Here is a 15,254-nt window from a genome sequence, read left to right as displayed (position 1 = left end):
CCCAGGACCGCCGGAGCGCCGCTTGATCAAGTCTCCATACACCAGACTTGCATATAGCTCGGCCGTGGACGCTGGTTATCCCGATTTCTTGCTCCGAGTCGGAATTCCACTGTTTCCTATCCGAAATGCGAAATGCTCGATCTGCGGTGCGGGCCAACGCTGGAGTCAGGCGGGCGGCCGCCCCGATTGCAATCTTCGCCCGAGCCCCCAAATTGGATCGCCCAAACAACTCGTTACCTGCAAATCGCCAAAGTCAACGATGCGGTCAGAGCAACACGATACGGCGCCAGCTTCGCGCGTCGAGGCGACATTAGGTTTAATTCCGGCGCCCGATCTGCCAGAGGCGGCCGTGGGGCGCATCGTCGCCAACTTGCCGGAATTGCTGCGCCAGTGCATCGATGATCGGTTGGTCTGGCATGTCGAGACCATGACCGATCCACTGATCGGAGCCGAAGACGATACGGAGCACATTATCGCCAAGGCACGCCAGGTCATGCAGAGCCAGGGGTGGCAGTATGTGGTATGCGTAACGGATCTGCCGATCGTGCGCCACGGTCGGCTCACGATCGCCGAAGCGGACGGCCGGCATGGCGCGAGCGTTTTGTCTCAGCCCGCCTTGGGGTTCGTCCAGCCGACGCGGCGATTGCGGGATGCCATCCTACAACTAGTCAATGAAATGCATCATGGCAGTTCGGATGCGGCGCGCGACCGTCAGCAAGCACACATGGCACGCCGCGCCGGCCGCTACGGACAGCGCGGCGACATCAGCGTCAATGCCCGTGAGCTGGTGAGTAGCCGCTATTTTTGGCCGTTCGTTTCTCTTCAGCGTCTTATACCAAACGAATCGGCGATCGATGTCCGCTTCGTCACCACAAGCCGCTGGCGCGGTTATATCCAGCTATTGGCGGGCATGGTGCACGCCAACCGGCCGTGGACGATTCTGCCCTCGTTCAAACGGGTGGTCGCCATTGCGTTCGCGACCGGAACCTACGGCCTGGTGTTCCCGACGCTCTGGCATTTGAGCGATGCATACGGCGCAACGCGCCTTATCGCACTTATGGGCACCTCGTTCACCGCGATGATTGCCTGGATCACAATCGCGCATGGGTTGTGGGAACCCAGAAGCGCAAACACGAGGTTTGCCCTCGTCTGGCTGTATAACGCCACCACACTGACCACGCTGTTTATCGGCGTGGTGTGTTATTACCTGGGGCTTTTCGCTCTGTTTTTTACGACGTCCTTGATTTTCATCCCCGGCCATTACCTGCAACAGATACTCGGTCATCCTGTCGGGCTCGGCACTTATCTGGGCCTCGCCTGGCTAATTACCTCGGTGGCCACGATTACCGGTGCGCTCGGCCTGAGCCTGGAGGGCGATACAACGGTTCGCAACGCGACTTATGGTTACCGCCAGCGTATGCGTCATCGCAAGGTGACGCGGCTCAACAAAGCCTCGCGAGAAGACATCTGACGGCAGCTTTGCCGCAGTCCCTGCATGCGGCCAAGCGCAAGAGCCTCGGGCGACTGCCGGCGCCGCCCGGTTCGCGGCCGCTCCAATTGAGGGGATTTATAAAGTCTATCTTTAGATTTTGCGCACAATGCGAGCCTCCCCACCACCCTGCGCTCTACTGTTCGCCTGCGTGGGCGAGCACTTACAGACCGTAGATTGCCTTGGCCCAGCCCGGGATATGGTCCGCGGCTTTATCAAGCTGGCCTTGCTTGAAGGTCAGAATATGTCGCGCTGGCGCATTCGCCTTCGAGCTGTCGAAGATCTGGGCGAGATCGGCCAATGCCACGGCCGCTCGAATATGCCGCTTGTTGCGTTCGTATCGCTCGCGGATTTTATGCTCGGGTACGTCGTGCCCGCCCTGAGTCACGCGAAAACGCACGCGGGCCACGGATATGTCGGCACTCTGAACGTTGACGTGGAAGATCACGACACGAAAACCCTGGGCCTGGGCATTTCGGATCAGATCGAGCTTGCTCTCGTGCGAGAAAACGGTTTCGGTAACGAACGAGCGCCTCTCGTGCAGATACGCATCGCGCGTCGCCCCAGCCAAGCGCGCGGCCTCGTAGGCATCCAGTTCTTCGCCTTGAGCCTGTCTTTCCTGCCGTATCTCATCCGCGTTCACGAATGGGACGTCGGTGATGGCGCGAACCCGTTGCTCATAGAGCGTCGACTTGCCGGCGCCGTTCGGGCCGGCGAGCACATACATCGTCGGCCTCGACTCCACCTCAGGTGCCTAAGTCTTCCGAATTGACGCCTGCGGCGCGCTGCTTGTCAGCGAGCTGTTTAAAAAAGGCTCTTTCTTCGTCGCCCGCCTTCTCCATGATGGCCTCATGCTCCACGTCGTATACGGACCGCTCATAAGGGTCCAGTTCGTCGGGAGAGATATGCCCGCGGAGTGCGTCGTGCACCTTGGTCCGGTCATACCCCGGCGCGTTCTCGATCGCCTGGCCGACACGAGCCCAATGCTCCAGCTGGGCCTGAACGGTGCGAGACATCACGCCCGCTTCCTTTCGTGCCTGACCAAGAATGGCACGTGATAGGCGAACACTTTCAGTAGCCATGACCAGCCTCCTGCGTTGTCGCAGATCATGTGATGGCCGCATTGCCGCGCGCCCATCGTTCGAAACTAAAATCTACCACAACTGTGGTGCGCCAGACGCTATAACAGCCCATCCAGACGCGTCGGGCTGGTTAAGAGTTCATGCGCTTCAAGGATCTGCGCCAAGCAAGAATCGCGAGAAACCCGGCTTCTCCATATCTCGGTGTCTCGGCCCCGAGGCCTTTGAGCAATCTCTTTGTGACCACTCGAGTATGGCATCGATTTTGGCCAACCCTTTGGTTGTCAGCTCGACCTGAACGCTTCGCCGATCTTTTGGACTGCGTCTACGACGAACTAGACCCGCCTTTTCAAGCCGATCGACACGACTGGTTACGCCGCCCGACGAAATCATCATCAGCCGCTACAGCTCAGTCGGTAATAGCGCATCAGGTTCGCCGGATCGCTTGCGCGTGGCCAGCACCTCGAATTGACCTGGCAACAAGCCGAGGAGGGGTCTTGCCCGCCTGCCATTCCCGCCCATGCCGGGTATGAATCAAACCCGACTCATGTACGACGAAATTCGCCTAAGCCTCTAATTTTTGGCGAGGCGAACTTATTATGCGGCGCCGGAAACCGCCGTGTTTTGCCCCTCGCTCGCCCCGTCTTCGGAACAGTACGGCGGTGACTCATCCGAACCGGGCGGGTCGGCCGTGGTATCGGCCAGACATACACAGTTTCGTCCCTTATGCTTGGCCCGATAGACCTCACGGTCCGCCGCATCAATGAGTTTGTCTGTAGCCAGCGAATGATCGACCGACGTCACAGCGATGCCGATACTCACGGTGACGTGCAGCGCGGGCAAGTCGGCGACCTGTAGCGGTGTCTCGGCCATGTTCCGGCGGGCACGTTCGGCCAGGTCATGCGCGCTCTGGCGGTCTGTGTCGTTGAGCAAAACGGTGAACTCCTCGCCCCCAAAACGACACAGCAGGCCAGCCCTAGCGAATTGCGACGCCAATCGACCGGCCACTTCATAGAGGACGAGATCACCGATCTGATGGCCATAGGTATCGTTGATGCGCTTGAAGTAATCGACATCGATCATCAAGACCGCGCGAGGCCCGGAGCATCGCAGGCCGGCCTCGATCAGGGCGCGGCGATTCGGCAGGCCGGTCAGCTCGTCAGTCCGCGCCAGATGGTAGAGCTGGCTTTCGGCTTCATCCAGACGCCGGATGAGCGATAGCAGGCTGCCCGCCATCAGGGGCACGAGGGTCACAGAACAGATCAGGGCGCAGACATAGCCAATCATCATGTCTGGCAACCCCGCTACGGCCATGGCGGTCCCGGTGATCGCGAACGAAGTCACGATGCCGACTGCCACGAACAGCAACGTGCCCCACCAGACCCCCGCGCGTCGTACCAACCGACGCAGCCAACCGACCTCCGGACCCGACTTAATCGTGAGCGGCGCGGTACGCGTGTCGAATTCCTGCATTGTCAGCGCCACACCATCCGGACCCGCCGATGCGTCATCCGCCCCTCTTGAGAGTCTCCGCATTCATTCCTGGCGAATGCTTCACTCCGTACCCGCCGGACCCAGGGCGTGTTGAGGTTTCGTCCGAGCGCCGCGTTGGCGTGCGCAAATCGTGTCCGGCAAGGCGCGAGTCGCCGCGTCGTGGCGTGCCACGACCCAGACTCGCAACGCCGCCGGGCGCCCATGGTTAATTTTTTATGGGCGGCCCAACCCGAAGGGACAAGCGCCCATATAAATTGACGACACGACGGCAATCCAGCGTTGTAGCTCTCTCGCGTAACGACTACGCCCCGTTCGCTACGCCTCGTCTTGCCGCAAAACAGCGCTTGGCGCGGACTCGCACGAAACCTCAACACGCCCTAGCGCCAGTCAGTGTAGTGCTCGCGATCCTCGCCCGCAATTTGCCCCGCTTTGGCCAAAGGCGCGGCTTATACGGTGCCGGCAGTAGGAGGCAGGCCCAGTGGCCGGCGCCTTCGCCTCGCTCGACTCCTTCTTCCACCGCCCAGCGTCTCGGGCCTCACGCGTCCTACCCCTACCGCCGCTTCGCCTTCGAATTCGTTTGGTAGAGATCGTCCTCTGTCACTGCTTGGTTGCGCCGCGGACCATTCAGCCGCTCGTGAATTTACTTTTCGTCCCATCGAAATAGCGGCCTTGTGCCAAGTCGGCCAACAACCCGCGCTCGACCGGCGTCCAGCCGAGTTGCTCGCGGGTCTGCATGCTGGAAACCGGTGCGTCCAGGCCGATGAACATGGCGAGGAAACCGAAATGTGCCTGTATTTTGTCGGGGTCTATTGAGGCGGCCGGTACGCCCAGTCGTCGACCGATGATTTCCGCCAGCTCGCGAACGGGTATGCCGTCGTCGTCGACTGCGTGATAGCGAGCGCCGGCCTGGCCGTTTTCCAGCGCGAGCCGGAAGGCGCGGGCCGCATCGGCGCGATGAACGGCTGGCCAGCGGTTGCTGCCGTCGCCGATAAAGCCCGAAACACCGGTCTGGCGCGCGATATCGATAAGGCGAGGAACAAATCCCCGATCGCCATCGCCATGTACGGACGGCGGCAAGCGCATTACGGAAGCGCGAACGCCCCGGGACGCCAGCGACAGCGTCGCAAGCTCCGACGGTACGCGCGGGATCGAGGCATCGGGCGTGTCTTGTTCGGTGCCCAAGCGGCCGGGTGTGGCCATCGCGATCATCAAGGTTCCGGATGTTGTTACGAACGGGCGATTTGACCCAGCCAGCACGTCGCCGATGGCCTCAATGACGCGGCGATCCAGATCGGCGTTTTTTTGAAACTGGGAAAAGTCGCTTTTAAACGCGGTGTGAATGACGCCGTCGCACTCGGACGCTCCCGCCCGCAGGCTGTGCAGATCATCCAACGCGCCCTCGTGCACGCGGGCTCCGGCTTCGACGAGCATACGAGCGCTGTCCTCGGAGCGGGCCAGCCCGAGAACTTGATGACCGGCATCGATCAGCTCTTTGACCACCGCTGCCCCCACCCACCCGGTCGCACCGGTTACGAATACGCGCATCAGCTTGCTCCTTACAAAAACAGGCCGCCGGAGCGGCGGGAGCGTTGAGCATAGGCGATCGAACTGGGACGAACTATGCTTTAAAGTCTCTAATAATTTCGTAATCGTCTCAGAACATTTATGGATCCGTTATCGGACGTGCTTCGCCTACTCAAGCCGGTGACCTACGTCGCCGGCGGCTTCGACCTCGGGGGCGACTGGTCGATCGCGTTCCAGGCCCACAGCGGGATCAAGTGTTACGCACTGGTGTCCGGCACGTGCTGGCTCGCTGTCGAAGGCGTGGATCATGCGGTGCAGTTGCAGGCCGGCGACTGCATTCTGCTGCCCAACGGGCGTCCGTTTCGTCTGGCGCGGCGGCTCGACCTCGATCCCGTACCGTTTCTCGATCTGAGGCGGGACGGGTGGAACAATGGCGTGGCGACGATCAATGGCGGCCATGAAACGCTGATCCTCGGCGGTCATTTCGTCTTCGCCGGCGCCCATACCGAAATTCTGCTTGGTGCGATGCCGCCCATCATCCACTTGCACGAGCAGCACGATAAAACGGAACTGCGTTGGGCATTGGAGCGCATGCGCCGGGAGTTGCTCGACGAGCGGCCTGGCAATGCCTTGATCGCCCAGCATCTGGCTCACCTGATGCTGGTTCACGCCCTTCGGCTCTATCTGGCCCATGGCATTAACCAAAACGCCGGCTGGCTGTTTGCCCTGAGCGATCCCCAAATAGCTAAAGCCATTGGCGCCATTCACGCCGACCCGGGCACGCGCTGGACCTTGCCGCGGCTTGCTTCGAAAGCGGGTATGTCACGCTCGAGTTTCGCCCGCCGCTTCAAGACGATGGTCGGATCGTCACCGATCGATTATCTGACGCGCTGGCGTATGCTTCTGGCAAGCGACCGCTTAAGCGCGGATGCCGAGCCGATCTCCGCGATAGCGATGTCGCTCGGCTACGCTTCCGAAAGCGCGTTCAGTACCGCATTCAAGCGTGTGATGGGTTGTTCGCCGCGCGATTATGCGCGCGATACTCAGCAAAAAGACCAGGGTCTCCACCCCCTCGCCTAGTCCGACTCTCTTCTCGTCTGCCCCGGCTTCTCGCGCCTTAGGCGGCTCCCCCTTTCCGGCCAGGTCTGGCGATATGGATAGCCCTCCGGTGTAGTCCCGCTACCGCTACAGCCGTGGCTCGCAACGACCCAGACTCACGTCTCGCCGGTCACGATTTGCGGACGCCAACGCGGCGCTCCCATGAAACCTCAACACGCCCTATGCGGCCTCGATCGCGCGGCATATGAATTCGGACGCCCGATCGATCGATGCAGACCGCGAACCTGAATTCCGGCAGAGATGGATGGAAAATCGCGGCAGCGCCGGCAGCCCCGATTCGGGCGGCAAAATATGTAACTGGGGCGGTACAACGGATTCGAGGCTGACAGTGATCGCCAGGCCGCCAGCGACTGCGGCCGTGGTGGCTTCGAGGTTGCCGCCTTCGAACCGGCTGACCCACGGGATGTGATGTCCGCGGAGCGCATCGAGAACGGAACTGCGGAATACACAGCCTTCGCTGACGAACGACAACGGCAGCGGGCGCCGGGTATGAACGGGTGATGCCGAGCCGCCGACCCATACGAGGCGATCGGAGATGAGCGCTGTGGATCCACTGGCTCGTTCGGGTGCTTCGAGTACAGCCAGATCGAGTTCGCCCGACCGGAGCATGGTATCGAGCTCCGGAGAGGTGGCACTACGCACCGAAAGCTCCATATCCGGGTCGGTGGTCGCGACCGACGAGAGAATGGCCGGCATATAGCGGCCGATCAGATCGCCGGGCAGACCGAGCCGCACCGGCGCGTCGAGCTTTCCCGGCCTGGCTTCGGCGACGAAACGATCGTTTCGATCGAGCATGTCCTCGGCGTGACGGAGCAGACGTGCACCGTCGACCGTTGGATTCAGACCATAACTCCCACGCTCCAGCAGATGCTGGCCCAGAACGGTTTCCAGCCGTTTGATCTGCTGGCTGACCGCGCCTTGCGTTAAATGCAGTGCGGTGGCGGCCTTGGCCATGCTGCCGTGATGCACGGCGGCGACAAACGTCCGCAGAAGACGGATTTCAATATTCCGGGGCATCGCGAAGCCCGAGGCTTTAGCAAAGCTAATACCCCGCATTATAAACATTCGATATCCGTATCGGCCCGAGCATCCGAGAATCGCCGGATTCATATTTTTCGGGGCGAGCAATGTGGCCTTCGCTATTGGTTTTTGTTGTGGTGGCAACGATCACGCCCGGTGGCGCAACCACGTTGGCTACCGCATCCGGTACCCAACACGGCCTGCGCCGCAGCTTGCCGTTGATTGCCGGCATCGCCCTCGGCTTGGCGAGTCTGGCAGCCGCAAGCTCACTCGGTCTGGGCAGCCTGTTGCAGGCGTTCCCGGCGCTAAACCTGGCGATGCAGATTGCCGGCTCGGCTTATCTGCTCTATCTGGCATGGCGGGTCGCCTCCGCCGGCCGACCGAACGCGGATTCGAAGAGCCTACGCCAGCCGATCTCGTTCACCGGCGCCGCTGCCCTACTTTGGTTGAATCCGAAAGGCTGGGCGGTGACGTTGAGCGCCGCCGTTTCGTTCAGCACGCTAGCCGCGAACCCCTGGACGCTGGCCGCCATACTGGCAACGGCCTTTGCCAGTGCGGCTCTCGTTTCGCTGACGCTGTGGTGCCTGATAGGCCGCGCGTTGGGACAATTCCTGCGTGCGGATCGGCATTGGCAGATTGCGAACTGGACGCTTGGCGGCTTGCTCGCCTTGTCGATCTCCGCGCTTTGGATTGAGTAACGCGAACACTAGTCGGCGGCCTCGACGCCGATTGGTCCAGGCCCGATGACCTGTTGTCCTCTGAATTCCGTCAGGACCGCAACTACAGCATCCCCTACATATTTTTTCGTCGAAACCGAACAATCCGCTTGTGGCGCAGTATTATTTTTAGGCGGGCCGTCTGCCGGCTTGGCGTTGAAGGTTGATAGGTGAGTCGTGGTTTGGATCGAGCGTGTTCGATAGCTGACTAACGGTGAACATCTATGAGCGTTGCATTCGCGCCGGACGCCGTGATTACGGAGGCCACCGGCGGCCAGGTACTGCATGCCTATGGTGACGAGGTGAGGGTTTATCTGGACGGTGCGCAAACCGAGGGCCGATTAGTGGTGTTCACGGCCCTGACGCCGCCGGGCGGCGGGCCGCCGCCGCATTATCACGAGAACGAGGACGAGTGGTTTTTCGTCGTGGCCGGCGATTTTGAATTTCTTGCCGGCGGGGAATGGCGGCCGGTGGGCGTGCATGGCGCGGTGTTCGCGCCCCGACTTTCGGTGCATGCGTACCGCAACGTCGGCGCGACACCGGGCCGGCTGTTGATCCATGCCGCGCCGGCCGGGTTCGAAATCTTTTTCGCGGAAAGTGCGGCAGAGTTTGCGAAATCCGAGCGACCGGATAAGACACGGTTGGTCGAAATCGGCCTGGCCCACGGCATTCATTTCGTTTGACCCCGGTCGCGGGGCCGCCCGGCGCCGCCCGCCGATCGCGGCGCCGGGCCGGCTTTATGGCGTGTGGCCTGCCGGGCGCAGGGTGTTCGTTACGAGTCGTTGGCGGACTGCGGGGCGTCGACCGGATTGCGGATGATGCCGACCGTGCCCGTGTCTTTCGGGCTGACGAAGGCGTGGCCGCCGTCGAAGTCGCTCACCCAGTCGAATTGCGGATCGACTACCACGTTGCCGTGCGCGTCGATAAAGCCCCAACCCAGTGACTTGAAGGGTTTATCGCCGCCAAGGCCGCTGGCCAGCTCGACGCCAAGCAGGCCCTCATGAAATCGATGCTTGCCGTCGATCATGAAGCGGCCTTGGTCGTCGACGAACGGGATGCGTGCAATCAAATGGCCGTCGCGATCGAAGGTTTCTATATAGCCGTCGCTGTTGTTGCTTCGCTTGCCGTCGACGGCGAAGAGCATGACGTCCCGCCCATAGCCGCGCGGTTTGTGCTCATAGCGGGCGGGTATGATGACCTGGCCCTTGTCATCGAGCACACCCCATTTGCCGTTGCGATAGAACCGGGCCCGGCCGTTGATGAATGGCCCCAGCCGATCGATATCGTCGGGCACGCGAAAGCGCACCCGCCCCTGTGTATCGATGACGGCCCATTCGTAGGTCTTGGGCGCCGGCCCGGGCAAGTTGTTGTAGATGCGGCTGAGTGCGTTGTCACCCTTGGGCCCCGGGTCGGTGGTTGCGTGGATCGATACCACGGCCAGGCCGTCTGAGAACCGCTCGGCCGCTGGATAGGGTTCGTCGCGCAATTTATGGCCGTCGCGGTCGACGAAGTTGTTGCCGCCCCGCTCGTCCACGATCAGAAGCCAGCCGTCGTGGAAGTCGCCGAGCGGATGGTGCAGATTCGGGTTGTCGGCATCGACGCCGTACCAGCGTGAATCCACATCCAGTACATGCCGGCCGCTGCGATCGATGAACTGCCAGTCGCCGTCCTGAGTCTCGACGGCGGCCAGGCCGTCGGAAAAAGCATGCGCCCGCGCATATTGGAGATCGATCACGGTCTTACCGTTACGATCGACATAGCCCCATTTCTCGACCACCTTATCGTGCACTTCCTGCCTGGCTACGGCGGCACGCCCGTCGTGAAAGTTTCCCGCCTTGTCGTATTGCGGTTTGACGACGTATTGCCCCCGCGGGTCGAGAAAGCCGAAGCCGCTCAGATTTTCCTCGTACAGGTTTCCGCCGACACGAGCCCGTCCCTCGCTGAACGCGTTGATCTCGTACAGCCCGGCACGCGGTGCCATCGTGTACTCCGGCTTAGCTACGACCGGCGTCGAAACAACACCGCAGGCGAGCAAGAGCCCGGCGGACAACAAACGGTACGTGGATGACATCTTCAGCGCGTTCTTCTGATGGCCGGCAGAGCGAACTTGCCACGCCCCGCGAAGATTTTCCACGCAAACCGGGTTGCCCCGGTTCAACACCACGGCCCCGCACGACCGCCTCGCTATCGCTCCGCGGATCACTACGAGCACACCACCCGGCCAATCGGATCGTCGCGATTGCACATGATCGGTCCGACGAGGGTTAACGGCGCCAGAGCACGCTATTTCAACCATTCGCCCGCGCGATGATCTTCGGACGATCTCGTGGAAAGACGACGCGGCAGCGGTGACAACGCCAACGACGCTCGATCGGCATCAGACGGAACCACGTGGCCGAGCCGGCTCTCCGTCGCGGTTTATCGGGCGTGCCTCGTGGCATTTTTGGCGTCAGCCCGGGTGGCTACGAGAAATGCTCGGTCTCGATGCGGGCCAGCGGCGCCGCACGCACGGCGGCACCCCGATACCGTGCTGACTTGTTTAGAGCCAGTGGTCAAACAAAATCGTCGTTGTCGCCACCGCTCCAGCCGTCATCGTTCCACCCGCCGTCGCCCAACCCGTTGCCGGGATCGTCGTAGCCGGTATTGGCATAATCGTTACCGGCGCCCGCGTCCCAGCGCGTATCGCCGGGATCGTAGAAATTACCCGCACCGCCGTTGTCGAAGCCCGCATCCATTGGGGCGGCGCCCGGCTCGTTGATGACGTTGACGATTTCTTCGGGCTGGGAATGGTGGAACATGCCGGTCAGCATATCCGCCACCATGATGCCGCCAGCCACGCCGGCCGCGGTTTGCAAGGCGCCACCGAGGAAGCCACTGCCGCGTGACGGCGCAGGCCCGGCAGACGGCGGCGGCGTGTAGGACGAGCCGCCACTCGACGCGCTTCCAGCGGCGTTCGATGGGGCGGAAGAATACGCACCCGATCCACCGCCGCCGAACAGGCCGGCCAGAAAGCCGCCACGGTTGCCTGATGCGGGGTGCTGCTCCGCCTGGGCCAGACGTTGCTCCAGTTCGGAGACCTGGGCATGGAGTTTCTTGAGTGCAGCTTCCTGTATCAGCATGGCCTGGGCCATGTAGTAAGGTGCGTGCGGTTGGGCCTTGATCCGCTCTGCAATATGCGTGGCCGCTTCCCCGTCTCGTGCGCCGGTCTGCTCCTCGGCCTGTTGAAGCCGATCGAACAGCCCGTCGATCATTTGTTTTTCCTGCGATTCCATAGTCTGTCCACCTCGCTGGCCGCGGCACGCGCCTAGGGTCTGTTGAGGTTTCGTGCGAGCGCCGCGTTGGCGTCCGCAAATCGTGTCCGGCAAGGCGCGAGTCGCCGCGTCGTGGCGTGCCACGACCCCGGCTCGCAACCCCGCCGGGCGCGATTTGCGGCCCAACCCGAAGGGACAAGCGCTGTTTTGCGGCAATACAGCGTTATAGCTCTCTCGCGTAGACCCACTACGCCACGTTCGCTACGCCTCGTCTTGCCGCAAAACAGCGCTTGGCGCGGACTCGCACGAAACCTCAACAGACCCTAGAGCTTGTTCTGATAGCGCGCGTCGAAGGTCCGTCAAAAACTTAGGTCGTTGCATACGACACGTGGTTTTGCGAAATAGTTCATTGTTGCCGCCGCTCGGCCTGAGACGCGGACGGCGTGTAAATCGGCCATCCTGACGTTCGCCGTTACTGCTCTAAACAAGCCTCCCTTCGGGACACCATCCATTTGCCGCCGCATTCGAGCCACTGCTGGCGCGCGACTCGATCGCCTCTCTCGGCGGTTGCCCGTATTGAACGAACTCGTGCACCGCTCGTCATCCAATCGACGTAGCCAATGCCAAAGGCTGGCGCCCGAGAAAGCCTCTTAACCCGTATTGCTGATCCGAGCCGATAGGTCTCGGTTACGGTCCGATCGTGGCGGCGCGCTCGCGTGCCGAATACGGGCCATGCCGTTGAGTTCCATCAGCGCTGCGATGGTTTTCTGTGTCCGCATGGTGCGCGACATGGCGAGCGGAGACCGCCTGTGGCTGGAGCCTTGCCCGGCAGCAGGGTCGAGGCGATCACACGCATCATGGCCACCTTGCTTATTCGGTCGGCAAGGCGACCGTCCTTACAAGGCGCGTACCAGGGCAAACTGGACCACGCCGGGCCGGCGCTCAGTATCGAGTCAGCAGCCGGTAAGCGTCGCCACGCCACGGTATGGCAGATAATCGATAAAAATTGTAGGGCCGATTGCATGGGCGCAGTGGAATGAACAAACGCTGGCTGCCGAGCCCACGCGGGCGTATTCGCAAAAACGGCCCTGCTGTCCGTCACGCCAGTGCGTGGAACTCAACCATCAAGGGTTGCGGCCTCGGCACGGCGCTGCTGCTGTGTTGGGTCATGACCGGCTGCGCCTCGCTGCCTCGGGCAGTTCACACCGACAAACCAGTGCCCGCCGCCAAACCGATCGTGTTTGGTGCCCATGGCCCCCTCTCGCGCGCCCAGAGCGAGCACGTCATTCAGCACCTGCAGCAAGGCGCCGACGATAGTGGCCTGCTGCGCCGTCATCTGGCCGTCGAAGCCGCGCTGACAAACAACCCGTTGGTGACGGGGAACAAGGCGACCCTCCTGATCAACGGGCCCTCGGCGTTCGCGGCGATTTTCAATGCGATTGCCCACGCCCGGCATACGGTGAACATCGAGACCTACATCCTCAACGACGATACGATCGGCAAGCGTTTGGCGAAGCTGCTGCTGAAGAAGCGTGCCGAGGGTGTGAAGGTCAACCTGATGTATGACGGTTACGGCTCCATGGATACCCCGGCTGCCTATTTCGACCGGTTACAAGCCGCCGGCGTACAGGTGGTGGAATACCATCCGATCGACCCCCTCAAAGGCGGTTCGCTAGCCAATCTCAATAATCGCGATCACCGCAAGCTGATCATCGTGGATGGACGTATCGCGTTTACCGGGGGCATCAACATCACGTCGGTTTATTCAGCTTCGCCCGAGCGTCGGCTACAGGAACATGACGATCGATGGAAATGGCGTGATACGGATATCGAAATCCAGGGCCCGGTGGTGGCGGATTTCCAGAAGATCTTCATCAGTCACTGGCAGAGCCAGAACGGGCCGACCATAAACCCGCCGGATTATTTCCCGCCACTGCATGACGTCGGTTCGCAGGTGGTACGGGCGTTGGCGAGTCGGCACGACGAACCCCAGCCGAAGATTTACGCCACGCTGTTATCGGCGATCAATAGCGCCCAGCAATCCATCCATATCACCGCGGCCTACTTCGTGCCCAACGACGCGTTCATCAAGGCCCTGACCGCGGCCGCTCGGCGCGGCGTGCACGTTGTCCTCATTCTGCCGGCCCATACCGACAAGGGATTCGTACGGGTTGCCGGGCGATCTTATTACTCGACGTTGCTCAAGGCCGGCGTGAAAATTTATGAGCGCCAGGACGCCATCCTGCACGCCAAGACGATCGTGATCGACGGTGTCTGGTCCACCGTGGGGTCGACGAATCTGGATTGGCGCAGTTTCCGGCACAACGACGAGGTCAACGCGGTCGTATTGGGGCAGGCCTTCGGGCACCAAATGGAGGCCCAATTCCAGAAGGATCGCGCCAAGTCCAAACGCATAACGCGTTGGGCATGGGAGCGGCGATCGCTATGGGAGCGCTTCGAAGAAAGCTTTACCCGGCTCGGCGCGTGGTGGTTTTAATCCGCCGCTCACATAAGCAATTAAAATAAATAATGACGAGGCCGATCACAGGCCTGCCCTTGTCTACGCGAATTGCTTCTCCGGCTAACCCAAACGTCCGCGTGCCATTGGACGGCGGGTACTTCGTCTTTTACTGAAATCCGGCGCGCTCGGGCGCGAGCGGCACCAGAAGCGGAAACATGCGCCTTGACGCTCGTTCGCCCGGGCTGATACCCGTCACCCGTGGCTATTAGCTCATCGCGCTCGGGAGCCGGATATGACTCATCGCATCGACGCCGTGGCTTTCGACGTGTTGGAGACCCTGCTCAACCTCGCACCTATCGCTAAGCGGCTTGAGGCAGTCGGGCAGCCCGCCGAGGTGCTGGGGCCTTTTTTCATGCGCTTCCAGCGCGATGCCATGGCGTTGACGCTGGCCGGTGACTTTCCGGATTTCACCGCGACCGCCCGCCAGGCTCTGCGTACCGAAACCCAGCAGGCCATGTCGGAAGACGAGATGGCCCATGTGCTGGAAGGTTTTGCCCGGGTCCCTGCCTTTCCCGATGCGGCGCCGGCGCTGCGTAAACTATCCGAGGCCGGCGTGCACATCGGCTGCCTGACCGTCGGCGATCCGGCGAATACCCGATCGTTCCTCGCCGGGGCCGGCCTCGACGGCTACGTGGATCAGGTCGTGACCTGCGACGTGGTCGGGACCTGGAAGCCCGCGGCGGATGTTTATCATCACATCGCGCAAGCGCTGGGCTGCGAGTTGGATCGTATGGCTCTGGTGGCCGTGCATGCCTGGGATTGCCATGGCGCCAAACGCGCCGGCGCTCTTGCCGGCTGGTGTTCTCGGCTGGAGGGCGAGCCGGGTGACGTCTTTCTCCCGGCCGATGCCCATGGCGATGATCTGGTTGAAGTGGCCGACCGGTTGCTCGCACTCTGAGGGCCGATGAAGCCGGGTCGCAAACCGAACAGCCCGTAACGCCCGGCGATTGCGATCCGCATGGCGTCGCTGGCGTCCGAAGCCGGCGTCGGGCCTGCGTTTTGCTGAGAGCGCTGCGCTCGGAGCGGCCTAGGGCGTGTTGC

Annotated in this window: 14 protein-coding genes; 6 read left to right on the top strand and 8 right to left on the bottom strand. The window is 61.8% G+C overall.

Annotated features, from left to right (window positions below; all coding sequences use genetic code 11):
• Positions 1 to 349 precede the first annotated feature (349 nt).
• Positions 350 to 1,471 (top strand): hypothetical protein, encoded by a 1,122-nt coding sequence (locus tag C41B8_RS13625; RefSeq protein ID WP_051883519.1) that lies wholly within the window; start codon positions 350 to 352, stop codon positions 1,469 to 1,471.
• Between the two features lie 181 nt (positions 1,472 to 1,652).
• Here C41B8_RS13625 and C41B8_RS13620 read toward each other — a convergent pair whose 3' ends face one another.
• From C41B8_RS13620 to C41B8_RS13605, 5 genes are all read right to left on the bottom strand, one after another.
• On the bottom strand, positions 1,653 to 2,234 hold the full coding sequence (locus C41B8_RS13620; protein WP_232226076.1) for a zeta toxin family protein: 582 nt from the start codon (positions 2,232 to 2,234) through the stop codon (positions 1,653 to 1,655).
• A gap of 1 nt (position 2,235) precedes the next feature.
• A complete protein-coding gene (locus C41B8_RS13615; protein ID WP_198025200.1) occupies positions 2,236 to 2,571 on the bottom strand; it encodes a TA system antitoxin ParD family protein in 336 nt (111 codons plus the stop codon).
• Positions 2,572 to 2,718: 147 nt separating this feature from the next.
• Complete coding sequence (locus tag C41B8_RS21170) at positions 2,719 to 2,961, bottom strand: MarR family transcriptional regulator (RefSeq protein WP_415752838.1); 243 nt, start codon at positions 2,959 to 2,961, stop codon at positions 2,719 to 2,721.
• A gap of 204 nt (positions 2,962 to 3,165) precedes the next feature.
• Positions 3,166 to 4,041 (bottom strand): GGDEF domain-containing protein, encoded by an 876-nt coding sequence (locus C41B8_RS19715; protein ID WP_051883518.1) that lies wholly within the window; start codon positions 4,039 to 4,041, stop codon positions 3,166 to 3,168.
• A gap of 645 nt (positions 4,042 to 4,686) precedes the next feature.
• Complete coding sequence (locus C41B8_RS13605; RefSeq protein WP_037339241.1) at positions 4,687 to 5,607, bottom strand: SDR family oxidoreductase; 921 nt, start codon at positions 5,605 to 5,607, stop codon at positions 4,687 to 4,689.
• Between the two features lie 120 nt (positions 5,608 to 5,727).
• Between C41B8_RS13605 and C41B8_RS13600 the strand changes: the two genes are divergently transcribed.
• The gene (locus C41B8_RS13600) at positions 5,728 to 6,666 is read left to right on the top strand and encodes an AraC family transcriptional regulator (protein WP_037339239.1); all 939 of its coding nucleotides are present in this window, start codon (positions 5,728 to 5,730) and stop codon (positions 6,664 to 6,666) included.
• Between the two features lie 198 nt (positions 6,667 to 6,864).
• Here C41B8_RS13600 and C41B8_RS13595 read toward each other — a convergent pair whose 3' ends face one another.
• A complete protein-coding gene (locus C41B8_RS13595; protein WP_037339237.1) occupies positions 6,865 to 7,722 on the bottom strand; it encodes a LysR family transcriptional regulator in 858 nt (285 codons plus the stop codon).
• Between the two features lie 110 nt (positions 7,723 to 7,832).
• Here C41B8_RS13595 and C41B8_RS13590 point away from each other — a divergent pair, with 110 nt between their 5' ends.
• Together C41B8_RS13590 and C41B8_RS19710 are read left to right on the top strand one after the other, a co-directional pair.
• A complete protein-coding gene (locus C41B8_RS13590) occupies positions 7,833 to 8,423 on the top strand; it encodes a LysE family translocator (RefSeq protein ID WP_037339235.1) in 591 nt (196 codons plus the stop codon).
• Positions 8,424 to 8,665: 242 nt separating this feature from the next.
• Positions 8,666 to 9,124: a cupin domain-containing protein gene (locus tag C41B8_RS19710; protein ID WP_051883517.1), complete on the top strand. Its 459-nt coding sequence runs from the start codon at positions 8,666 to 8,668 to the stop codon at positions 9,122 to 9,124.
• Positions 9,125 to 9,213: 89 nt separating this feature from the next.
• Here the strand turns inward: C41B8_RS19710 and C41B8_RS13580 are convergent, their stop codons facing one another.
• A complete protein-coding gene (locus C41B8_RS13580) occupies positions 9,214 to 10,422 on the bottom strand; it encodes a WG repeat-containing protein (protein ID WP_037339232.1) in 1,209 nt (402 codons plus the stop codon).
• 571 nt (positions 10,423 to 10,993) lie between these two features.
• A complete protein-coding gene (locus tag C41B8_RS13575; RefSeq protein WP_037339229.1) occupies positions 10,994 to 11,713 on the bottom strand; it encodes a DUF2076 domain-containing protein in 720 nt (239 codons plus the stop codon).
• A 1,015-nt stretch (positions 11,714 to 12,728) separates the two neighbouring features.
• Between C41B8_RS13575 and cls the strand changes: the two genes are divergently transcribed.
• Together cls and C41B8_RS13565 are read left to right on the top strand one after the other, a co-directional pair.
• Positions 12,729 to 14,189, top strand: coding sequence for a cardiolipin synthase (gene cls, locus C41B8_RS13570; RefSeq protein WP_084188981.1), 1,461 nt, complete (start codon positions 12,729 to 12,731; stop codon positions 14,187 to 14,189).
• A 256-nt stretch (positions 14,190 to 14,445) separates the two neighbouring features.
• Complete coding sequence (locus C41B8_RS13565; protein WP_037339226.1) at positions 14,446 to 15,111, top strand: haloacid dehalogenase type II; 666 nt, start codon at positions 14,446 to 14,448, stop codon at positions 15,109 to 15,111.
• Positions 15,112 to 15,254: the final 143 nt, after the last annotated feature.

It is taken from the genome of Salinisphaera hydrothermalis C41B8 (assembly GCF_000732535.1).
GTDB classification, from domain to species: Bacteria; Pseudomonadota; Gammaproteobacteria; order Nevskiales; family Salinisphaeraceae; genus Salinisphaera; species Salinisphaera hydrothermalis.
This window is presented reverse-complemented; position numbering and strand designations above follow the sequence as displayed.